Here is a 21508-nt window from a genome sequence, read left to right on the forward strand (position 1 = left end):
TTGACGATAATCGTCTGGATGAACAGATCCGCCAGGCAGTTCTTTCATTGGAAACAAAATGGACAGAAAAAGAAATTGGTTTTCAGGTAGAATTGGAGGAAGTTAAATATACTGCGAATGAAGGACTTTTTATGCATATCTGGATAAATCTTTTAGATAATGCGATTAAGTTCAGCCCTTCAAAGGGGACAATTACGATGTTTCTGAAACAAGAACAGGATTCTGTTAAGTTCATTCTGGAAGATGAAGGACCAGGAATAGAGGATGATGTAAAATCCAGAATATTTGACAAGTTCTATCAGGTAGATGGATCTCATAAAGCAGAAGGAAATGGCCTAGGTCTTGCACTTGTAAAACGGATTGTAGATAGTGCCGGAGGAACAATCAAAGCAGAAAACCGTGAATATGGTGGATGCAGATTTGTTATAGAGCTGCCAAAGCAGAAAGATGAGATTATCTAGTTTTAAGATAAATTAGAAGATGGGAGTATTTATATGACATTTTATCAGGAGTTGCAGTTAAATCAGGCAGGTTCTAAAAACCTGTTGAAAAAGAGTGAAACACTAAAAGAAAAACTATATCATATGTGGGTATATCTGGTGAAGATAGCTGCTACAATGGCATTTTGTTTTTTCTTTGTTAGTATTTTCAGCATCCTATTTGGAAATGAGAACAGCATTGTAGGTGTAGTAGTCTTATTATGTCTCATGGTGTTTAGGAATGCGGATCTGGGGATCCACACCGGACAATCTACGATGCTTTTGGCTTTGTTCTTTGTAATTATGACTGTATGTCCGCATTTAGCAAATCAGTTTTCACCGGTATTGGGAATGCTGTTAAATATTGCGGCACTGGCTGTGTTGATTCTGTTCGGATGCCATAATCCATCCATGTTTAATCAATCTACATTGGTTCTTGGGTATCTGCTGCTATATGGTTATGATGTTACGGGAAAAAGCTATCAGATGCGATTAGTCGGAATGGCTTTAGGTGCAGCACTTACCTGCTTCGTATTTTATCGAAATCATAAAAACAGAACTTATAAAAGAAATCTGAAAGATCTGATACAAGAATTTGATATCACTTCTTCCAGAACAAAATGGCAGATATGTCAGATTTTATGCGTACCGATTGTCCTTTGCATTGCAGAACTTTGTAATATGCCACGTGCAATGTGGGCTGGTATTGCGGCCATGTCCGTGATTTTGCCGTCTATGGAAGATATGCACTACAGAGTCCGTAAAAGGATTGTCGGAAATATTGCAGGTGTTATATGTTTTACAGTATTATATTTTCTGCTTCCTTCGTCAATCTATGCATATATAGGAATTCTTGGTGGAATCGGTGTAGGATTTTCAGCACAATATGGCTGGCAGGCAGTATTTAACACATTTGGTGCTTTAGCCATTGCTGCAGAGACATATGGACTACAAGGAGCGGTTAGTCTTAGAGTGAGTCAAAATGTTTTTGGTGTTGTGTTTGCTTTAGCATTTTGTGTTATATTTTATTGGTTTATGCCTAAAAAAAAGGAAAGTGAGGTGACCGTACATGCAGAGTGAAGTGAATCAGAAAGAAAATTTGAATAGAATTATTACGGTTCCTAATCTTCTTTCTTTTTTCGGCTTTGTCTGATTCCGGTAATTATATGGAGTTATTGTGTAAAGAAAAATCCTCGAATGAATGCAGGGAAGTGACCGAAAAGTACCGCACAGGACGGAGTGCATATTTATGGCTCGGACAGTTGTTTATGAGATTGTTTGCAGGACTATTATAGCAGAAAGAAGAGGTGTTCGATATGTGTACAGCAGCAACTTACAAAACAAAAGATTTTTATATGGGCAGAACGCTTGATTATGAATTTTCCTATGGGGAACAGATCACGATAACGCCAAGAAATTACGAATTTGATTTCCGGTTTGCCGGGAAGATAAAAAGCCATTATGCTTTGATCGGAATGGCATTTGTTGCAGGAGGTTATCCGCTTTATTATGATGCTGTTAATGAAAAAGGCCTTGGAATGGCAGGTCTTAATTTTGTCGGCAATGCGGCATATGAAGAAGCTTTGCCGGAAGATGAAACAGAAGTCAGCCAGGTGGCACAGTTCGAGTTCATCCCATGGATCCTTACACAGTGTGCTACTGTAGCAGAGGCGAGAGAGAAGCTGGCAGCAATGAGACTGACAGGCACAGCATTCAGTGAACAGCTGCCGACAGCACAGCTTCACTGGATCATTGCAGACAAAGACTCCTGTATCGTTGTTGAGTCTATGAAAGATGGGCTGCATGTATATGATAATCCGGTAGGAGTGCTTACCAATAATCCACCATTCCCGAGTCAGATGTTTGCACTGAATAATTATGCCGGAGTATCCAGAAAACAGCCGGAGAGTACTTTTGCAGGAGTATTACAGCTTGATGCATATAGCAGAGGAATGGGTGGAATGGGAATACCTGGAGATCTTTCCAGCCAGTCAAGATTTGTGAAAGTTGCCTTTACAAAATTAAATTCGATCTCCGGTGAAGAAGAGGATGAGAGTGTAAGCCAGTTCTTCCATATCTTAGGATCCGTAGATCAGCAGCGTGGATGCTGTGAGGTGACAGAAGGCAAATATGAGATCACGATATACACGTCCTGTTGTAATACAGCAAAAGGTATTTATTATTATACGACTTATGATAATCATCAGATCACAGCGGTTGACATGCATGCGGAAAATCTGGATTCAGATCAGCTGATCTGTTATCCGCTTCTGTCCAAGGGCGAAGTCAGATGGCAGAATAAATAATACGAAAATGCACGGAGAAAGCATAACGCAGAACAACAGGAGGACAATATCGAGATTGTATGGAATGCAGATGTTAGGTTGATAATTGTGCAAGCACCGCCTGCACAATTTGTGCAACAAAAAAGAGGAGCCAGTCCAGACTCCTCAAAGGTACGTTATTTCAAAAAGTTGCTCTTGTGTTCCAGCGCGTGCAGATTATGATAGTCCTCATAAATAAGTCAATTTTGCAGATAAAATTAGCAACTCAGGAAAAAATGATTTGCTTGGAGAAATCGAAACGATAAGCTGAGATAATGGTTTCTCTTCTTTAGTGAGCCTATGAAATGACGAAATGTGGCTCGCCACATGGTGCTAACGCATACGACTGTTCTCCTCGTGGTGATGAATTGTTGAAGTTAAGTGAGCAAAAAGCAAAATCTGAACTTGTGAACTTAATTGCCAGTGCAGCAGGCGCATATACAGGGGCTGTTATCTCGCAAATATTCGATGCGGCGTAAGTAAAAAAGTTGGGCACGATCTTAACGAGCAATGCATGGCGGTACCCACTCATGCAAAATTTATAAGCCCCTGCCGCAGCAGGGGCTTATAAATCGCCTGTCTGGGATAAAATCCTCGAACCCCTTTGACACAGATTCCATCTGTGACTATGCATCGCAAGCGATGCTAAAGGAGCACGGTCAGCCACGACCGTGCTCCTTTAAATTTGTGCGGCTCTATGTCAATAGTTGGGATAGAGGTAAGCGCAAGAATGTGGTAGCATATATATATTATCGTTCCCAAGTGTCTCTGCTGTTCTTCTTGTTTTGCTTCTGCTGTGCCTGCTGTTTCTGACGCAGATGTTCACGGATGGAGCGAGCTTCCGTTTCCTCATGAAGTATATCAGCAACATCCCGCTTGCTGTCGTACATCATCAAGTAATCGTACTTATCTCCGTAAGCAGACTGCACACGGTCAACCACAGAGCGCTCCATTGCAGGACGCAGGTCGAGCCTTGCGTCCTGCAATTCGTCTGGGTCGAATTCTGCCGATTGCGTCTTCAAATCAGCATACTGCTGCAAAGCGTCGTTCAGCTCAGCCGTGTACTTTTCTTCCTGTTGCGACAGCTTTTTTAGTGCGGCTTCCATCGTGGAAATGTCCTTTTTCACAGCAGCGATACCGGCATCGTCACTGCATTCCAGCGAGTGCAGCAGCATATCCTTCTCGGATTTCAGCTCTTCCAATTCCTCGGTCAGCTCCGCAATATGGCGGGACAGTTCACACTGCTTCGGGATGAGATAGAGGGGTGTCTCCTTCTTTTGGGCAAGCAAAGACTTGCGTTCCTTGCCCTTGCCCCGAATCTCCTGAACCAGCTCGGTATAGCGCACCAGATTCGGCTGAACCGCGTGGATATAATCTTTCATGCGCTGCCTGCCCCGGCCGATATGCCGCAGCTGATAGCGGAAAACAATCATATTTGCCCGCAGCTTTTCCATCGCCTCGGCAATAACCGGGAGGGTGTTCTTTACCGCCTGTGCCAGCTTCCTGACCGCAGCTTTCAGCTCCCGCAGCAAGGCATTGTCCGCCTTGATCTGCCGGTTGATCTCGCAGCGGTCAGCAATGATCCCTTTCCGCTCCAGCGCCCGTGCGGTCACTCCCTCATGGATGGTAGGCTGCTCATCCAGACCTCTGGCTGCGTTGCTGCGGTGGTCGATTCGCTCCGCCCGTCCGGCGCGCTCCAGATAGAGATTGGTCACATCCGCCCATGCAGCCCGCCATGTCACAAGTTGCTCCTCACTATTCCAACGTTCGGAGATGGGGTTCTGTCTGCCGTAGCGGGTGCTCTTCGGATGCTTGTCAGCCCGGATGAGTCCCTGCGCCTCGGCAGCAGACGGTGTCATATAGACCTTCTTTTTGCCGACCTTGTAGGGATATTGCTTCTCCCAGCCCTCGTTCTGCGCCGCCCGGAACTCGGCGGCGGTGAAGCCTCGTTCTTCACCGTTTCTCATACAGAGATATTCTTTTTCGGTCTTGTACTGCCAGCGTCCCTGCTCATCCAGCGGGCGCACCGTCAGGAGAATGTGGGCGTGGGGATTGTGACCGTCGGTGTCGTGGATGGCAGCGTCGGCGCACATTCCATCGGACACAAATTGCTCCCGGATAAAGTCTTGCAGCAGCTCGATCTGCTGTTCCCGGTTTAGCTCTATGGGCAGAGCCACAACAAACTCACGGGCAAGCCTGCTGTCTTTTGCTGTCTCTACTTCCTCCACGGCGTTCCACAGTTTTTCTCTGTCTTGCCATTCCTGTGGGGCATATTCCGGCAGAAACATCTGCTGCCAGACAAGCCCTTGTTTTTTCGTGTAGTCGTGCTGAATCCCGTCGTAATCGTTATACAGGCGGGAGCAGCTCAAATAGGCAGAAGCAGCTACTGCGGAGCGGCCTGCGCCCCGGCTGACCACCTTCGCTTCCAAATGATAAATCGCCATATCTTCTTCACCTCGTTCTTCCTTTTTCTGTTTCTCTTTCGCAAAAGAGAAAATGCCCCGAAGATGAGCTTCGGGCATAGCCGCAAACAAAGCTGCCGGTGGCAGGTTTGTGCGGGCAGGGTGCAAGCTGTTTCCAAAGCAGAAACAACTGCGACCTGCGCAGACGATGACAGCAGCACCCTGCAAGTGCTGTGGCATTGTCTGGAGGCTGCCGCAGCAGCCGCATCCGCCTCGCAGAGCGCACGATTTCCGCAGGAAATACCACTGCCCTTTAGGGTGGTGAGTAAGTGCGCCCTTCGGGAGAAAAAAGAGGAAGGCCCCCGGTTTCCCGGAGACCTCCCATCTGAAATTTAGATTTCTTTTCCCAGCTTCCGTGAAAGATACCCCTCCAGCGCAGGCAGCTCCATCGTCCGCACCTCCGGCAGCACCTTTTCCAGAATTGCACCCTCCTGAATGAGCCTGCGAGTGCGGGCTTTTCGCTCCTTGACGCGATCCCGCGCCTGTGCTTCCTCCAATCGGTGCTGCGCCTGCAACAGCTTCTTTTCCGTATCCGTCATGTGAACATCCTCCTCACTTCCGCCTCTGCCAGACGATCTCATAGCCCAGCGCGTCGGCAAGCTGGACAGCCTCGACATAGCGCAGGGACTCCCGCTGGAGCTTGTTTGAAAGGTTGGAAACGCTGTCAGACCAGCCGTGTTCGTCCCGCAGCAGATCGACCACCTCCTGCATGGTTATGCCCTGACGGACGATGTACGACTTGATCTCATTTCTCAGATTGGATTTCATCAACTTTTTACCTCCATATTTTCGTGATATTGGTTTTTGAGTAAGTGAACTGTGTGCGCTTTGCGGTGAAGAATCTGCCGTGCCGCAAATCCGCTCAGATTTCCGCCCGTGATGCCCTGTTCACAACTGCGCCCTATCGGCTTCATCGTTCTGTGTGAGAACATACGGAATGGCAGGATATGCCACAGTCCGGTACAGCAGCTTCGCATTTCGGTAAATCACCGGATGGTGCATCGTGTTCGACCTGCGGCGAAAATCTTCACGGATTTCACAAGCATTGATTTTGAAGCCGCTAAATTGAGCCGCCAGTGTACGGCTCGGTACGGCAAAGTCTCTTTGTGTACGCTTCTGTACGCCTGTTTTGCGTACCAGCCGTCGGTTCAGCGGCAGATTTTACACTCTGCCGTGAAATACTCCACGGTGCACACAAGCAAAATGGTTTTTAAGAATGAAATCAAAAACAGCCGTACAGGGTGTACGGCGTGTACGGCAATTTTGAAGTCCATTCCTCATTTTTAATACGGCGGCGGATTGACCACCTCAATGCCCATGAACCCGCGCACCCGCTTGCCGCCGACATGGACGTTGTTGGTGGCCTCCACATTGTAAAGCCGCTCATTTTGTGCAAGCTCGGAGCTGACGCGGTTGGCAGACATGGGCTTCTGCGCGTTGTCGTCGCACCATCTTGTATAGGCTTCATAGATCGCCTTGGAGCTGGCTTCGCTGTCTGCCCGAAAGCGGATATAGCCCTCGGATTGCAGAAACTCGATCACATTGTTGCTGCTGCGCTTGACCGTCTCCATATTTTCTTTGGCTTTTCCCGAAATGCTGAACTGATAGTTGTTGCCAATCAGCCGGTGCAGCCCCTCCAGACACCAGAGGAAGATGCCCTCCTTTTCCCGCAGCAGCTTATCCACCAGAAACGGATCGTCCGCTCTGCCTGCGGGCCGGTCTTTGGTGGTCAGCACGATCTGGCGGCGAAAGAAACCGTCGGACTTGTCGTGCAGGGCGGTGAGCGCACCGTTGCCGAAGCAAAGAAAACGCACATAGAGCTGGCTTTGGTAGCTCTGAACACCCTTACGCTCCATGTCCATTTTGCACTCGGAGGTCACGATGGATTTGATGTAGTTGGTCTTTGGCAGGGCGCTCATGTCCATATCGTCGTCCACCATCAGGAGCTTGTTTTCCAAGTCTGCACGGCTGAACCGGTTGCTCTCCACCTTTTGGATGCTGGTGGTATTCATGCTGTCCCCCAGCAGCGAGCGTATGACAAGACCAATGCGGCTTTTGCCCTCGCCGCCCTTGCCGATCAACATGAGCATCTTCTGCCCCTTGGTAGTCGGCAGCAGGCAGTAGCCGAGAAATTCCTGCAAGGTTGGAATGTCCTCCGGTTGCAGCAGCTCCGATAGGAATTGCAGCCACTTTTTCGGAGTGGGTGCGTCTGGATTATAAGTGACGGTGAGACGATTGTTGCAGTAGCTCCTGTCTGTGGAAAAGCTACCGTCCATGAAGTACGTTCCGTTGGCAACATGGATGCGGTCGGTTTCAATGGGCAGCGGCGGCGAATAGGCTTGCAGCTTGATGCTGGCAAGCAGATTCGCAACCGTCTTGGAAAGATTGGCGGTCAGCACGCCGGAGATTTCCTCCAGAATGAGATTCCCAATCTGCCCTTCATCCTCAATCAGCCCGTCCACGGTGAACAGCCGCCCACGCACACATTTCATGGGGTGCTTGTCCAAAAACTGTTGACAGAACAGCACCTCGTTGATGTGCCTGCCATCGTACCACTCAGGCCACGTCTGCGGTGTCATATCCATCTTCCAATTCCTCCTTGTGAATTTTCTCTAACCTCCGTCGCAGCCTGTCCAGCTTTTCGTCCGCCATCTGCTGCTGAATTACTTCGGCACGTTCGTGAGAATCCCCGGCGCACAGAATATCTAAGTAATACTCTGTCCGGTCGAGTTCGTGGCAGGCTCCTACAAACCGTGCGTGAACAGGCTTGTCAGGTGACTGCGGCGCATACTGCACCTTCCAGTCCCGCAGGACACGGGCATAATCGGACAGAACAGAAAGGCACAGCCGCTCGTTTTCCCTGAGCTGCTGTGCTTCTGTTCGGATGCGCTTTGCGTGGAGCGCCGCTGCGCTGGGCGGTTTGTCCGGGGTAAGGTGAAAGTCTGCTGCCAGACGCTGCGCCGCCTCATAGAGCGGCAAGCCGAACAGCCTTGCAGCAAAGTCGATCACATCGCCGTGCTCCCCACAGGCAAAGCAATAATAGTGGTCGTCTGCCACATACAAACTGGGATGTCGGTCGTTGTGAAACGGGCAGAGGGCCATGCCGTAGCGGTTGACTTCCACGCCGTACAGCTCCGCTGCCTCCCGGCAGCTTACGCCGTATTTGACAATTTCAAAAAGATTCATTGTTCCTCCATTTCTGCGCAAAAAACGGCGGCCTGCCCATTGAGGGGCAAGCCGCCGGTTGCGTCTTATCTTATGCTGATTTCGTTTCTTTTTCGTTCTTAGCTTCTCGTAGAGCTTTCTTCCGTGCGCCCTGCCGCTTGATCTGTGCTGCATACCGACAATCGTCACTGCAATATTTCACATCTGACCTTGTTGTGATAAACTCCTTGCCGCAGTTTTCGCAGGTACACGCCCGGCTGCGGCTCTCTGCCGCCTCCTGCCGGTAGAATTTTGCCCGGCAGTTGGGACCGCAGAACAGGGTGTTCGTCCGTTTGGATGCAAATTCCTGCCCGCAGCACTTGCAGGTCAGCATGAAAGGCTGACCGACAGCGTGTTCACCAGCCTTGATTTTCTGATACCGTTCCCGGCTTTTAATGCGATGTCGCTTGAGCTGCTCCTGCCGCTTGATTTCTTCCTCGGTCAGCTCCGGTGCGGGAAGCTCAAACTGCCCGATAAAGCGAAGGTGGATCTCCACCTCCTGCACCCGGTCACCGTCGATACGCTCCGGGGCGTAGACGATGATTTTCTCAATAAACTCGTTGATCATGGGTGTAGTCAGCTCGGAGAAGTCCGTGTACTTCCTTGCCAGCTCCAGAAACTGCTCCACACGGGCGGCGTCCTCCGCAAAAGCGGACAGCTTTTCTTCTGCTTCTGCGACAGAGGCTTGCAGCGCTTTCTGCTCGGCTTCGTAATCTGCCAGCAGACTGTCAAAGCGTTCATCGGTAATACGACCGACGGCAAAGGATTCATAGAGCTTTTTGATGATAGTATCCAGCTCGGAAATCCGCTTTTTCTCCTTGTTCAGCTTCCGCTTGGCGTCCTTGGCCGCTTCCGCCTGCTGAAGCTGGGAGGCGGAGCGCACCTTTTCCATGAACGCCGCCTGATTGGAAATTGCAAAGGTGCTGACCGTGCGGATGGTGTCCAGAATCAGTGTGCGCAGGGCCTTGGTCGTGATATAGTGGCCGCAGCAGGCGGCAGTTCTTTTCTGACGGGCAAGGGTATAGGAAGAACAATCGAAGAAGTCGGATGGGTACGGATTATTCTCCGTGCCGCCTTTGGAGCGGTGATTATACATCTTCTCGCCGCAGTCGGCACAGTACAAAAGGCCAGTCAGCGGATTCGCTTCACCCAGCGTGTCGATGCGCTTGGGCGTCTTGCGGAGCTTTTGCGCAAGCTCCCATGTTTCCCTGTCCACAATGGCCTCGTGGGTATCCTCAAAGATCAGCCAGTCCTCCTTTGGATTCATCACGGCGTTTTTATCCTTGTAGGACTGCTTGTGGGAACGGAAATTCACCGTATGCCCCATATACTCCGGCTTGGAGAGGATCTGTCCCACGACATAGCCGCTCCAGTTATACGGGTTGGAAAATTCCTCTTTGCTTTTCCAGATGCCCTTGCCCTGCTTGCCGAAGTACACGGCAGGCGTCTCCACCTTATCCTCAAAGAGGATGCGGGCAATATCGTAGGGGCCTTTGCCCTCAATGGTCAAACGGAAGATACGCCGCACCACGGCGGCAGCTTCTTCGTCGATCAGCCAATGGTATTTGTTTTCCGGGTCTTTCTTGTAGCCATAGATAGCACAGTTGGTAGTGGGCTTGCCGGATTCGCCCTTGACGCGGATGGCGGTTTTCTGCTTGCGGCTCAGGTCGCGCAGATACCACTCGTTCATGATATTGAGGAAGGGGGCAAACTCATTGCTGTTCTGGTCGTCGCTGTCCACGCTGTTGGCAATGGCGACAAAGTGGACGCCGTGCTGCCGGAAGAATACCTCCGTGTAAAAGCCGGTTTGCAGATAGTCGCGCCCCGCCCGGCTCATATCTTTGACGATCACATGGGCAACCTTGCCTGCCTCAATATCCGCGATAAGCTGTTTCCATGCCGGACGCTCGAAATTGCCGCCGCTCCAGCCGTCGTCCGTATAGTGCCGACAGTTGGTGTAGCCTCTCTGCTGGGCATAGCTTTCGAGATATTTTTTCTGATTCACGATGGAATTGCTATCCCCGGCGTTGTCATCGTCACGGGACAGCCGCTCATAGAGAGCGGTAATTTTGCTTTCAGCCTGTTTCACGCTCATGATGCGCTCCTTTCAGACTGTCGGCTCATTTGTGGTGCCTCCATTATACCATAGGTTCCGTCGTTTGTAACCATATCATTGCGTACAATCCGCAAAATTTTATCCTCCATAGTCTCGCCGCCGTTTTCGTTGAACACAACTCTGACCTTGTAGGTTGTACCGCCAATCCGGCGGATGATAAACTGTTCTCGTTTGTTCTGCTCCATAGGCATCCTCCTTGCGCGATTGGTTGGTTTTTGATATAATGTGTTTGGTTCCGTTGGCTGTAAGCCAACCGTGGCTTTCTGTTGGTTTTCCATGTTCCATATCCTCCTTTTCTTCGTTGATGGCTTTGAGAAGTAACCTGTGTAATTTGCGTCAAGATTACTTTCTCTACTAATAGGAGAAATACAGGGTGTAAATCGGAACTGTTTTTGAAAAAAAGAAAAATATTTTTTCGGGGAGGTGAAGCTGTCATGGAACCGTGGGAGGATGAACTGCTGTGGGATGATGATTTTTCCGATGAGGAAGAAGTTGCCGAGGAGCAAATAGAGGAAACCGGTCTTAAAATGGATGAGGACAGCTTTGCCGATTGGGAGGATGCGTCTGACGGTGCGCCGGTGGACGAGACGCTGGAGGAGGCGCTTGCAGAGGAACGTACGCTGGAGCTGGAAAGCGAGCTGGAGCAGGACGAACACCCCAGAGACTATAATGCCGAGCTGGAGGACGAGGAGGAAGAAGCGGCGCCCACCAGTGAGAAGCGGCTCAAGCGTGAAATTCGCGCAGAGGCTCTGCGGCGGCTGGAGGAAGCAGCCCGGACAGAATCCGACTTTCTGACTGTAGTAGACGAGTGGAATAAGCTGGACAGGAACCGGGAGCGCCGGGAACGTGACTATGAGAACCTGCGTGGGGATGTGCCGTTGGAGTTTCAGGCGGTACCTGATCCGAAGATCGCCCCGCTGTGGATGAATCTGCCGAGGTTCCGCCAGCTCTGTCAGGGAAACTTTCTCGACATCATCTTCTCCTGTCCATACGAGCTGCACGAGCTGACTGCGAACCGTTTTCTCTCCAAGCTTTTTTTCGCCCTCAGCGATGAGCAGAAGGAGGTGCTGTATTACCTGTTCGTCAAGCAATACAGCACCACAAGGCTTGCCGCCATCCGAGGGCAGTCCGACCGAAATATCCGAAAGCTGCGGATGACCATTCAGAAAAAGCTGCAAAAGCGGATGTATGAGCATCTGAGCGAAAAGCTGGAAAACGATCATAGCTTTACGCTGCGGGAGCGCGAGTTCATGGAGGAATATGAAGCGCTGCTGCAAACCATGGGCAAGGATGCCGTGATCCGCAGGGAGAATAAAACGAAGCCGAGAAAAAAGAAAGCCGCCCTTGACGATGCCAAGGACGGTTGATACAATGGTAATATGGTTAATATATAGATGGATTACGAATTGAGAGGAACAGCGTCATGAACAATCTGTTTGCGCAGTCCCGTTCCCATTGGGTGCGGTATGACCGCTATGAGATCAAGACCGGCAAGGACGGAAAACGCTATATTACGCCGGAAAAGGCGGCAAAGCCCGACATCTATAACCCGCTGAAGGATTCCTCCGAGATGGTGCTGGAAGCACTGAATGTTGGTATGCTGATGATGAACCGCAGTCCGGAGGACGAGGTGGAAAAGGCAGTTTTGGCTTTTGTGACCCATTACGGTCTGTTGGGGCTGATGACGGCACTGCCCACCACGCCGTCGTTTATGGACTACGAGGCGGTTTATCTGCCGAAGAATCACTTCATCAAGGAAGAAAGCATGGCGACAGAGGATTATCTTGCTCTGTTCTATCCCTTCGACAAATTGGATGTGGTGAAAAAGGGCGTGGAATCCAGTTGGAATGTTTCCGGGGATAATATGATGATTGCCCTGACCATGACCTTTATGGATGAGCCAATGGCGAAGAACATGAGCTTCCAGCGGGAATATGCCGAGCCGTATGATTGGGTTGCCCAGCAGTTCAAGGATTGGGCGTTCACGCTGACCACCTCTATTCTGTACTATAACGACTACGACAGCATTGACGAGGATACAAGAAATCTTTACCGCAAGGCCATGGCTGCCTTCGGCGGCATTGCGCCTACCTATCATATTGAACTGCTGGACAAGCCCACCATCTATTGGGACTTTCATTCCCTGCTGCTGGGCGTGCAGATGATGTTCAGCTTTATGCTGGTGGACGACGCAAAACCCTTGCGGCTGTGCAAGCACTGCCAGAAGGTGTTCCTCGGCAGTCGGGCCAATTCCGCATTTTGCAGCGCCCGGTGCAAGAATCAGTATAATGTTTATAAGAGCAGGGGAAAGAATAAGGGACAGGACGGTGAGAATGATGATTGACCGCTGGATTGCAGAAGCGACCGAATGTGATTTCAAGGTCGCGCTGGAGGTAAAGAAGCCGAAAAGCTGGCTCAAAAGCGTCAGTGCCTTTGCAAATGGCATTGGAGGCACGCTGTTTTTTGGTATTGATAATGACAGAAATGTTGTCGGCTTAGCTGACGCGCAGACCGATGCAGAGGCAATCAGCCGGTTGATTAAAGAGCGTATCACGCCTTATCCGAGTTTTGTCCTCGCACCGGAGCGGGAGGACGGCAAGGACATTCTTGTGCTGTCTGTGTTCGCAGGGCGCTCCACACCGTATTACTACAAAGCAGACGGCGTTATGGAGGCGTATATCCGCATCGGCAATGAAAGCGTGATTGCTCCGTCCTATGCGCTGAACCAGCTGATTCTCAAGGGGATGCACCGCACCTATGACGAACTGGTTTCCGAGTATGATTTCAAGGATTACGCTTTTTCCAAGCTGCGCGAACGGTATAAGGCTTGGACGGGCAACAGCATGGAAGAAAAGCTGTTCGATTCCTTCGATATGCGGGACGAACACGGCAAGCTGACCAATGCAGGCGCCTTGCTTGCAGACGATTCTCCCATCCGGCATTCCCGCCTGTTCTGCACACGCTGGAACGGCCTTGATAAAAGCGGCGGTATGGTAGATGCACTTGACAGCGCGGAATACTCTGGCAGCTTGATCATTCTGCTCAATGAGGGTGTCAGTTTTGTTAAGCGGAATATGAAAACACGCTGGAAGAAAACCGCCGATTCTCGTGTTGAGATGCCCGACTACTGCGAGCGGAGCGTTTTTGAGGCGCTTGTCAATGCGCTGATCCATCGGGATTATCTGATTTTGGGTAGCGAGGTTCACATCGATATTTATGATGACCGTCTTACTATCCATTCTCCCGGTGGTATGGCAGACGGAACACGGATACAGGAGCGGGATCTGTCCAGCATTTCCTCTACGCGCCGCAATCCCGTCCTTGCAGATATTTTCGGACGATTGGGCTATATGGAGCGGCAAGGCAGCGGCTTTAAGAAAATCACGGAAACCTACCGTGCCGCTCACAATTACCGCGATGAGCTGGAGCCTAAATTCTATTCGGATGCCAGTTCTTTTCAAGTTACGCTCTATAATCTGAATTACGGAACTGCGGCAACCGCAAACAAGGTTACGATCGAGAACGAAAATGTTGCGATTGAGGTTGCGATTGACCGGCTGAACGCAAGCCAAGGCACGATTGCAAAGGCAAAAGCGGTATTTGCAAATATGGGCGCTGATGGCGTCTTTGGCCGATCTGACATCGCTGCTATCACAAAGGATTCTGTTACTGCCGCAGGGAATCTCATTACAAAACTGAAAAATGCGGATTTGATTGAGCCTGTCAGCGGCTTTGGAAAGGGCAAATACAAGTTTATAGCACCAAAAGAATAAAGATAATGCCCGTTATCGGTCATACAGCCAATAACGGGCATTTGTCATTCATATACAAGCTCGGTCAAAACGATTTCCTCCGCACGATTGCGGATGCTGTTCATGCGGCGCACCCATTCCATTTGATCGGCGGCTTTGAGCGCTTCGGTCACATCTTCCTGCCTTGCCATATCGGAAACGATGATTTCCATACGCTCATTGCAGGCTTGGTCGATCTCGGCAAGGTGCCGATGCAGCGTTCCGCTTGTGAGCAGGTTTGCATAGAGAACAGGACGATGTTCTTTCAGATAATTGCGGCGCATACGCCCGTACTTGCCGATTTGGTATTCTGGTTCGTCCGGCAGCGCAAGGTTTGGGATAAGATAATCGCCCTCCTGACGGTAAGTGCCGCCCATTTCTTCAAATAGAGACTTCATAAGAATCAGCTCCTTTTTGTGTTGATTTTCAGCAATTATAAGGAATATTCTGCTCCTTTCCTACAACTGCTGTTCCATTCACCACAAATGAGCCGCAGTCATATGTATTAGGTGGGAGAAACCACCCTCTACATAGTAACTCTTGGTTGGTAATGGAATTGCTTTCCCCGTCCAGAGCGTCGTCCTGGCTCAAGCGGCAGTATAAAGCGGTAATTTTTTCTGGCTGCTGATTCATTTACTTCTCCTTTCTGTTCAGGCAGCCAAGTAAACGGTTGCCCTTATTATAACGCTCCGGTTTCGATTTTTCAGCTATGTCTCTGATTCTTTTTCCCGCAAATCCTTCTCCATCAGCCGCTTTAATTTCTTCACGATCCCTTCCGAGCCTTTTTCCGCAAAGTGGGGAATGACCGTGTAGACAGTATTCCCCTCAAAGAAGGGATAGCTGCTGCCGCCAAGGTCAAAGTAAAACGCCCCGTCCCTGAAATGCTGCTCCATCCGTTCCCCCACGGCAGGATCAAAGTCTTTCAGCAGTTCATACAGCTTTTGTTCATCGGTCATTGGCGTCCCTCCTTTTGTCAACAGGTAAATTCAATGTGATAATAGCCGGCCGGCCGAGACCCTGTTTCCGGCGGAAGATCAGGCCGCAGGATTCCAGTTCGTGAAACGCCCGCGTCGTTACCTGTCTGCTTCGGTGAAGTTTCGCTTTTGCATCCTCCACAGTGAAGTACAGGCGGATGGTCCCATCCGCTTCGATGTATCCTTTCTTTCTGGAAATCCCCGCCCGGTTCAAAAGCAGGGCGTACAGCACCTTGGCGTCATTGGATAAATCCAGGGGGATAAGGAACCGTGGGAAAATGATGTAAGACGAAATATCGGTATCTGTTTTGTATGGAATCATAAATCCTCCTTCCTATCTATCCATCGCTGTGATAGATAGATTGATATTGACTGTTTTTGTATTTAACTCTTTCTTATTAACTACTGTCTAAATCCGGGCTGTCTGAGAGGCGGGAAAGCCACGGACGGAAAGGCAGGATATGGACGTTTCAGAGCGTCAGCTTTACCGTGTCCTGGAATCCCGAATACGGAAAATCCCAATACGGACAATTAGAAGCTCGTTTTGGGCGGGTATAAGGGATTTATCCCTCTATCCCGTTGACCGGCGTTTACAAAGCCTGTAGAATCAAGGTTTTTTCGTCTCTAATTGTCCGCAGGCAGCCCTCCTTTTCCGGTCGCTGGCTGTTTTCTGCCTGCGGTGAACGATGGCGGCACAGATCTTGCAGTATTTCGCCCGGTTGGAACCGGGAAGGAATGGCTGGCCGCAGACAGTACACCGCTTTTGCTCCTTTTGATGAAGTAAAGCAGCCTCCAACGATTCATCCAAAGGCAGGACAGCGGCGCGAAACCACCTGCACAGCAGGGAGTAGGAAATGCTCTGTACACAGACACATTCTTCTCCATCGTCAAGAGCGAGGCAGTTCCCATTCTCATAGTTGCAGCACTGATGGGCCAGCTTTCTTGCCCTGCGGTACTGGGAATAGGTCATGATGGGGATTTTCTCTTTGATTTCCATCACCTCCTTTCAGGCTGTTAAAAAACTCTCCCTATCTATCCGTACATTTTGAAAGCAAAATGACACCCCCTTTTGAAAATAAATTTGCGGCAGTCAAAAAACACCTTTCATATACCAGTACATTTTTCGGAGGATTGTTGCACTGGTAAACACAAAAATGTCCCTCTAATATTCATTTCATTTTTGAGGGCGCTTTTTCGGGGGTAAAAAATAAAAAATACCACCATGGTATTTCAATCCATGATGGTATTTCTCAAATTTCAAACTTATAGTCGATGCGGCAGATAATAAAACTGGAAGAAACAAAAACTTTACGCCAGTTTCCAGCTTTGGCTCTCCGTTTGTAACTTCACCATGCGGGCATAGAGGCCGTTCTGCTCCAATAGTGTTTCCGGCACGCCTTCTTCGGCCACAGTTCCTTCAGAAAGCACCACGATTTTGTCTGCTCCGGCTACGGTACGCATCCGGTGGGCGATCACCAGCACCGTCTTATCTGCGATCAGGCGGGAAAGGGCGGTTTGAATCAGGGTTTCATTCTCTACATCCAGCGAAGCAGTAGCCTCGTCTAAAAGAATAATAGGCGAATTTTTCAAAAAGGCTCGAGCGATGGAAATCCGCTGCCGTTCACCGCCGGAAAGCTCGCAGCCGTTTTCCCCGATGTTGGTATGCCAGCCATCCGGCAGCTTTTCGGCAAATTCATCCACATTGGCAAGTTTTGCAGCGGCTAATACCTGTTCGTCGGTTGCGTCCTTATTCCCAATCCGTATATTCTCCAAGATTGTATTGTCAAACAGCGTAACATCCTGAAAAACAATGGAAAACAAGGAAAGCAGCGCCTCCGGGTCAATTTTAGAAATGTCCATACCTCCCACAGTGATTTTTCCCCGGCTCGCATCCCAAAACCTTGCTGCAAGCCGCGATACCGTGGTTTTGCCGCCGCCAGAGGGTCCTACTAAAGCTGTGACTTCGCCCTGTTTTGCGGTAAAGGAAACATCTTTCAATACGGTTTCTCCCGTGTTGTAAGCAAAGCCTACATGACCGAAGGTAATATCATATCCCTTGTTGGTGAGCGTGCTTTCTCCTTGCTGAATCGGGTGATCGAGAATTTCATTCATACGGGAGATATTGGTGCGGGTACTGATAACCGCCGCCAGATTTTGCAGCGCCCCTTGCAGTGGGTCGTAAAGCCTTGATACGACAAGCAGGAACATGAAAAAGGTCAGGACATCGAGGCTGCCGCCTATCAGCAGAACCGAGCCTACCAGCGCAACGGTGGCAATTCCCAGCTTTAATATGAGCGATGCGGACACCACAAAGGCTGCCAACCCAAACTCATTGAGAATGGAACGGTGTTCCACGGCGCGGATTTTCTTTTCTAAGCCTTTCAGGTATTCTGCTTCGGCGTTGTTGGCCTTCAAGTCGCGCACCGTCTCAATGCACTCCTGAATCCCGTCCGCGCAGGCCATCTTTACATCCATCGCTTTCTGATTAAGCCGTTCCTGCACCCTTGCAGAAAAGCCTACGATGGCAAAGGCCACCGGCAGAACCCAAAGCGCCGCCAGCGCCATGCGCCAGTCGAATACCAAAAGGCTGATTGAAATTAAGACAGTGGAGATGATGGAGCCTGCCAGTTCGGGAATGAAGTGGGAAAAGCTCTGCTCCAAAAAGGTGCAGTCGGCCATGATGGTGCTGGTGAGATCGGCCAGATCCTTTTTCCCAAAGAAGGACAAGGGAATTTTCCGCAGCCGTTCGGCCAGCGTAATCCTTCGCACACCGCTTTCCGTATAGGTGGCAAAGTAGGTGGCGTTGTACTGAAAGTAAGTGGTAAGCAAGATCAAGCCAATGCACACCACGCAGCCCACGATGTAAAAAGCGATTTTTTCACTGGGAATACCGCCGTTCATCAGATCGGCCACTAAAAAATATAAAAGCCCAACAGGAAACATAAAGGAAAGATTCTGGAGGACGCAGGCAAGGCAGCCTTTTACCAGATCCTTCGCCCCCTGCTCGGAAAGGGCATATTTCTTTTGAAGTTTTTTAATCACTTTATTGTACCTCCTTTGCAACCTTCCATTGAACAGAAGTTTGATAGTCCTGCCACATGCGGCTGAATACGCCGCCTTTTTTCAACAGCTCACGGCTTTTGCCGCTCTCTGTGATCTGCCCATCCTCAATGACATAGATTTGGTCTACGCCAGCCACGGTAGAGAGCCGATGGGCGATCATAATCACCGTTTTCCCCTGTGACAGCTTGGAAAAGGCTGCCTGTACGCGGGATTCATTATCCGGGTCGGCAAAGGCGGTGGCCTCGTCTAAGATTACGATAGGCGCATTTTTCAGCATCACGCGGGCGATGGCAATCCGCTGTTGTTCGCCGCCGGAAAGGTACACACCTTTTGTCCCGATCACGGTGTCTGCGCCCCTCGGCAGCTTTTCCAGAATATCGTCGCACTGGGCGTTATGGAGCGCGGCCATAATTTCTTTCCGGGTAGCATCCGGTTTGCCCATACGCACATTTTCCAAAATCGAGGCTTTGATTAGGCGGCTGTTCTGGAATACAAAAGAAACTGTATTCATCAGTTCCTCTTTGGCGATGTGCTTCACATCCACGCCGCCAATCTTCACCTGCCCGCCTTGCGGGTCAAAGAACCGGCAGATCAGATTGGCAAGTGTGGTCTTGCCACCGCCGGAAGGTCCCACAAAGGCCACCGTCTGCCCTGCGGGAATGGAAAGGGAAATATCCTTGATGACCTCGTTTTTTCCATCATAACTGAAATGGACATGGTTAAGCTGTACCGAAGCGCCGTTTGGGTGTTCCGGCTGTGCTGCTTCTGCAAGAGGGTTCAAATTCAATACGCTGTCGATTCTATGCAAAGCGTCGTCCACAATCATGGCATTTTCGCTCTGAAACATGATACGGGTAAGGGTGACGGAGATGATGGGCGTGATGATGATGTAGAACATCAAATCCAGCAGGAAATCCTTGGTAACGCCGCCCTCTGTAAAAATCAGCGCACCGGCAATCAGCGCGGCAAACACTCCGTTGATCGCCGCTGTGTAGAACATCATGGGTGCTCGAAGCTGCTTGGTATAGGCAATCACCCACACCTTATACCTATCAATGGAATCCTTGAATTTTTTGAAGGAGAATATGGTCTGCCCGAAGGTTTTCACAACAGGAATCCCCCGCACATACTCCACCGCTTCATTGGACATATCATCGAGAGCATTTTGGTATTCTTTCATTTTTTCCTGCATTTTCTTTCCGGTCATCGTCATCATAATCAGAAAGCCCAACAAAACCGGCACAAGGCTCAAAAGTCCCAGCCGCCAATCGAACACCAGCAGCAGGACGAAAAGGCCGCATGGCGTTGCAATGGCATTGGCGCGGTCGGGAAGCTGATGCGCCAGATAGGTTTCGGTGGCGGCGCTGGATTCATTGACGATTTTGCGCAGCCTGCCGCTGCCGAATTGTTCTGCAAACCCCAGCGGCAGCTTTACAATATGCTCCATCGTTTGCAGGCGCAGGTTGGTGGCAATGCGGAACGCTCCCTTGTGTGAACACATCAGAGCGCCTATGTAGACCAGCACCGCAATCACCGCGAACAGCACCGCCATCCAGCCGTTATGGGTCAGGTTTTGCGCATGGCTGAAATCCGGCGCAACTGCCAACACTTCCTGCATGACCTTCCAGATATAGTAGAAAGGCACTAACGCTATGAGGGCGCTGATTGCCGAAAGCACCCAAGAAGCGTAAGTCAGGTATTTGTGGCCGCCTGCAACTGCAAGCAGCCGTGATAGATTGGATTGTTTTTTCAAAGAAGATTCCTCCTTTTCGTTTATTTATGATAAAGAGAACACAAGCGCGTTCTTCTTATATCCTCATAAGTTAGTTATTGCTAACCTCTGGGCAAAAATTACAGGGCTTTACTGCCCCATAATTTTCATCCATCCGGCTGTATAAAAGGCTCGCATTTCCTTCACATAGTTTTCCGCGTCCCGAAGCGGCATCTCGTGAATCACCAGTTCAAAAAAGGTGTGGAACATACCGGTAATCAGGATATGCTCCAGCGCAGGGTCGATCTGTGGTGAAGGCCGACCCAATTCCTCCAGAACCTTCAGATAGGCGTGGGTGCCTTCCACTTCAATCCTCACCATTTCATCAATGAAACCGAAAAACTTCGTGCCCTCCGAAAAGCAGAGAATCAGTTTACATTCTTCCAGATGTTCGTAGGCGTAATGAAGCATATCAAACATGCAAGCGCCGGAAATATCTCCCATAACCTCCGGCTGCTGCTCGTGGGGGAGATTGGCAAAATCTTTTTGCGCCTTCTGAAAACAGTTCAGGAGATACGCATAATGCTCACCCACCAAAGCCTCGAACAGTTCTTCTTTACTTTTATAGTAGCCGTAAAAGGCTCCGGTTGTCATACCTACGGATTTTACGATATTCCGCAGGGAAGCGTCTTTGTAGCCTTTTTGCAAAAACTCTGCTTTTGCGGCCCGGTGGATGCGTTCTAAGGTTGTCAGATTTCCTTCTATCCTTCTCACCCCCATAACGCTGTTATATATCACTGTTATATTTTATTCCAAGAGGCGGGACCTGTCAAGAGGGAAATTACCCATAGAAGCATTTCAGAGATATTGAAGATAAAGCAAGGCGAGGCAGCGTTTATACACTGCCTCACCTTCCTATTTTTCCTCAAATTTATAGCCGATGCCGTAGACGCTTTTGATATACTCCGGCAGATCAGGAGCAACCTTTAGCTTTTTTCGCAGGTTGCTTACATGGTTGTTGACTGCTTTGCGGGAATAGTAGGGATAATCTTCTTCCCATACCAAATCCATTAGCATCTCATAGGTGAATACCCGCTTCGGATTTAAGATAAGCAGCGAGAAAATTTCAAATTCCTTGACGGTCAATTCTATCGGCTGCTCCCGGATTATAACAAGCCGATGCTCCAAGCAGAAATACAAATCTCCTGCCCGAGCCTCCGTCAGGGGATGATTCGACTTTTTGGGGATAGAATATTTGCCACGGAAGATGGTTTGATACGGTGTATCATTTATGTTGACGCGGCTTATAGTCCCTTCAAGGATAAACTGCGCCAGTTCCCGCTGCTGATCTGCGGAAAGCAGGGCAAACAGTTTTTCTCCGACC

20 protein-coding genes and 2 pseudogenes are annotated in these 21508 nt (G+C 49.7%); 7 read left to right on the forward strand and 15 right to left on the reverse strand.

The features are described 5' to 3' along the window. Nucleotides 1-11: 11 nt before the first annotated feature. From HMPREF0980_RS09510 to bsh, 4 genes and pseudogenes are all read left to right on the forward strand, one after another. Nucleotides 12-461 (forward strand): annotated as a pseudogene (locus HMPREF0980_RS09510) (sensor histidine kinase); the annotation flags it as partial. A gap of 33 nt (nucleotides 462-494) precedes the next feature. Continuing rightward, complete coding sequence (locus tag HMPREF0980_RS09515; RefSeq protein WP_005946426.1) at nucleotides 495-1559, forward strand: FUSC family protein; 1065 nt, start codon at nucleotides 495-497, stop codon at nucleotides 1557-1559. Beyond that, nucleotides 1549-1673, forward strand: a pseudogene (locus HMPREF0980_RS18630) (CDP-alcohol phosphatidyltransferase family protein); the annotation flags it as partial. The gene HMPREF0980_RS09515 and the pseudogene HMPREF0980_RS18630, both read left to right, overlap by 11 nt. A gap of 122 nt (nucleotides 1674-1795) precedes the next feature. Then, nucleotides 1796-2785 carry a choloylglycine hydrolase gene (bsh, locus tag HMPREF0980_RS09520; RefSeq protein ID WP_009295645.1) on the forward strand — a complete coding sequence of 330 codons (990 nt, stop codon included), beginning with the start codon at nucleotides 1796-1798 and terminating at the stop codon, nucleotides 2783-2785. A gap of 767 nt (nucleotides 2786-3552) precedes the next feature. Here bsh and mobQ read toward each other — a convergent pair. The 7 genes from mobQ to HMPREF0980_RS09560 all read right to left on the reverse strand — a co-directional run bounded on the left by mobQ (nucleotide 3553) and on the right by HMPREF0980_RS09560 (nucleotide 10863). Continuing rightward, nucleotides 3553-5445: a MobQ family relaxase gene (mobQ, locus tag HMPREF0980_RS09525; RefSeq protein WP_020990945.1), complete on the reverse strand. Its 1893-nt coding sequence runs from the start codon at nucleotides 5443-5445 to the stop codon at nucleotides 3553-3555. A 152-nt stretch (nucleotides 5446-5597) separates the two neighbouring features. Beyond that, a complete protein-coding gene (locus HMPREF0980_RS09535; protein ID WP_008978058.1) occupies nucleotides 5598-5804 on the reverse strand; it encodes a DUF3847 domain-containing protein in 207 nt (68 codons plus the stop codon). A 13-nt stretch (nucleotides 5805-5817) separates the two neighbouring features. Beyond that, complete coding sequence (locus HMPREF0980_RS09540) at nucleotides 5818-6033, reverse strand: DUF6471 domain-containing protein (RefSeq protein ID WP_009295646.1); 216 nt, start codon at nucleotides 6031-6033, stop codon at nucleotides 5818-5820. A 515-nt stretch (nucleotides 6034-6548) separates the two neighbouring features. Next, the gene (locus HMPREF0980_RS09545; protein WP_008978059.1) at nucleotides 6549-7850 is read right to left on the reverse strand and encodes a DNA primase family protein; all 1302 of its coding nucleotides are present in this window, start codon (nucleotides 7848-7850) and stop codon (nucleotides 6549-6551) included. After that, the gene (locus tag HMPREF0980_RS09550) at nucleotides 7822-8451 is read right to left on the reverse strand and encodes a CHC2 zinc finger domain-containing protein (RefSeq protein ID WP_008978060.1); all 630 of its coding nucleotides are present in this window, start codon (nucleotides 8449-8451) and stop codon (nucleotides 7822-7824) included. The genes HMPREF0980_RS09545 and HMPREF0980_RS09550 overlap by 29 nt, the downstream gene beginning before the upstream one ends. Nucleotides 8452-8521: 70 nt before the next feature. Then, on the reverse strand, nucleotides 8522-10564 hold the full coding sequence (locus HMPREF0980_RS09555; protein WP_008978061.1) for a recombinase family protein: 2043 nt from the start codon (nucleotides 10562-10564) through the stop codon (nucleotides 8522-8524). Beyond that, the gene (locus HMPREF0980_RS09560; RefSeq protein ID WP_009295647.1) at nucleotides 10561-10863 is read right to left on the reverse strand and encodes a transposon-encoded TnpW family protein; all 303 of its coding nucleotides are present in this window, start codon (nucleotides 10861-10863) and stop codon (nucleotides 10561-10563) included. The genes HMPREF0980_RS09555 and HMPREF0980_RS09560 overlap by 4 nt, the downstream gene beginning before the upstream one ends. Nucleotides 10864-11019: 156 nt before the next feature. Here HMPREF0980_RS09560 and HMPREF0980_RS09565 point away from each other — a divergent pair, with 156 nt between their 5' ends. From HMPREF0980_RS09565 to HMPREF0980_RS09575, 3 genes are read left to right on the forward strand one after another with little or no spacing between them, the layout of a single operon-like run. After that, the gene (locus HMPREF0980_RS09565; protein WP_008978063.1) at nucleotides 11020-11952 is read left to right on the forward strand and encodes a sigma-70 family RNA polymerase sigma factor; all 933 of its coding nucleotides are present in this window, start codon (nucleotides 11020-11022) and stop codon (nucleotides 11950-11952) included. A gap of 56 nt (nucleotides 11953-12008) precedes the next feature. Beyond that, the gene (locus tag HMPREF0980_RS09570; protein ID WP_008978064.1) at nucleotides 12009-12929 is read left to right on the forward strand and encodes a hypothetical protein; all 921 of its coding nucleotides are present in this window, start codon (nucleotides 12009-12011) and stop codon (nucleotides 12927-12929) included. Further along, nucleotides 12922-14358 (forward strand): ATP-binding protein, encoded by a 1437-nt coding sequence (locus tag HMPREF0980_RS09575; protein WP_040013811.1) that lies wholly within the window; start codon nucleotides 12922-12924, stop codon nucleotides 14356-14358. Before HMPREF0980_RS09570 ends, HMPREF0980_RS09575 begins: the two co-directional genes overlap by 8 nt. A gap of 44 nt (nucleotides 14359-14402) precedes the next feature. Here the strand turns inward: HMPREF0980_RS09575 and HMPREF0980_RS09580 are convergent, their stop codons facing one another. The 8 genes from HMPREF0980_RS09580 to HMPREF0980_RS09620 all read right to left on the reverse strand — a co-directional run bounded on the left by HMPREF0980_RS09580 (nucleotide 14403) and on the right by HMPREF0980_RS09620 (nucleotide 21312). Then, nucleotides 14403-14774 carry a TnpV protein gene (locus HMPREF0980_RS09580; protein ID WP_008978066.1) on the reverse strand — a complete coding sequence of 124 codons (372 nt, stop codon included), beginning with the start codon at nucleotides 14772-14774 and terminating at the stop codon, nucleotides 14403-14405. Nucleotides 14775-15083: 309 nt separating this feature from the next. Further along, nucleotides 15084-15332 (reverse strand): hypothetical protein, encoded by a 249-nt coding sequence (locus tag HMPREF0980_RS09590; RefSeq protein ID WP_049728842.1) that lies wholly within the window; start codon nucleotides 15330-15332, stop codon nucleotides 15084-15086. Then, nucleotides 15322-15672, reverse strand: a complete 351-nt coding sequence (locus HMPREF0980_RS09595) for a replication initiator protein A (RefSeq protein ID WP_049728843.1) — start codon at nucleotides 15670-15672, stop codon at nucleotides 15322-15324. Before HMPREF0980_RS09595 ends, HMPREF0980_RS09590 begins: the two co-directional genes overlap by 11 nt. A 285-nt stretch (nucleotides 15673-15957) precedes the next feature. Then, nucleotides 15958-16347, reverse strand: a complete 390-nt coding sequence (locus HMPREF0980_RS09600) for a cysteine-rich VLP domain-containing protein (protein ID WP_049728844.1) — start codon at nucleotides 16345-16347, stop codon at nucleotides 15958-15960. Between the two features lie 311 nt (nucleotides 16348-16658). Continuing rightward, nucleotides 16659-18392, reverse strand: a complete 1734-nt coding sequence (locus HMPREF0980_RS09605; protein ID WP_049728845.1) for an ABC transporter ATP-binding protein — start codon at nucleotides 18390-18392, stop codon at nucleotides 16659-16661. Between the two features lies 1 nt (nucleotide 18393). Continuing rightward, nucleotides 18394-20166 (reverse strand): ABC transporter ATP-binding protein, encoded by a 1773-nt coding sequence (locus HMPREF0980_RS09610; RefSeq protein WP_049728846.1) that lies wholly within the window; start codon nucleotides 20164-20166, stop codon nucleotides 18394-18396. Between the two features lie 108 nt (nucleotides 20167-20274). After that, on the reverse strand, nucleotides 20275-20898 hold the full coding sequence (locus tag HMPREF0980_RS09615; RefSeq protein ID WP_242847395.1) for a TetR/AcrR family transcriptional regulator: 624 nt from the start codon (nucleotides 20896-20898) through the stop codon (nucleotides 20275-20277). 141 nt (nucleotides 20899-21039) lie between these two features. Further along, the gene (locus tag HMPREF0980_RS09620; RefSeq protein WP_330375889.1) at nucleotides 21040-21312 is read right to left on the reverse strand and encodes a winged helix-turn-helix domain-containing protein; all 273 of its coding nucleotides are present in this window, start codon (nucleotides 21310-21312) and stop codon (nucleotides 21040-21042) included. Nucleotides 21313-21508 lie beyond the last annotated feature (196 nt).

Source organism: Dorea sp. D27 (assembly GCF_001185345.1).
In the GTDB taxonomy this organism is placed as follows: Bacteria; Bacillota; Clostridia; order Lachnospirales; family Lachnospiraceae; genus Extibacter.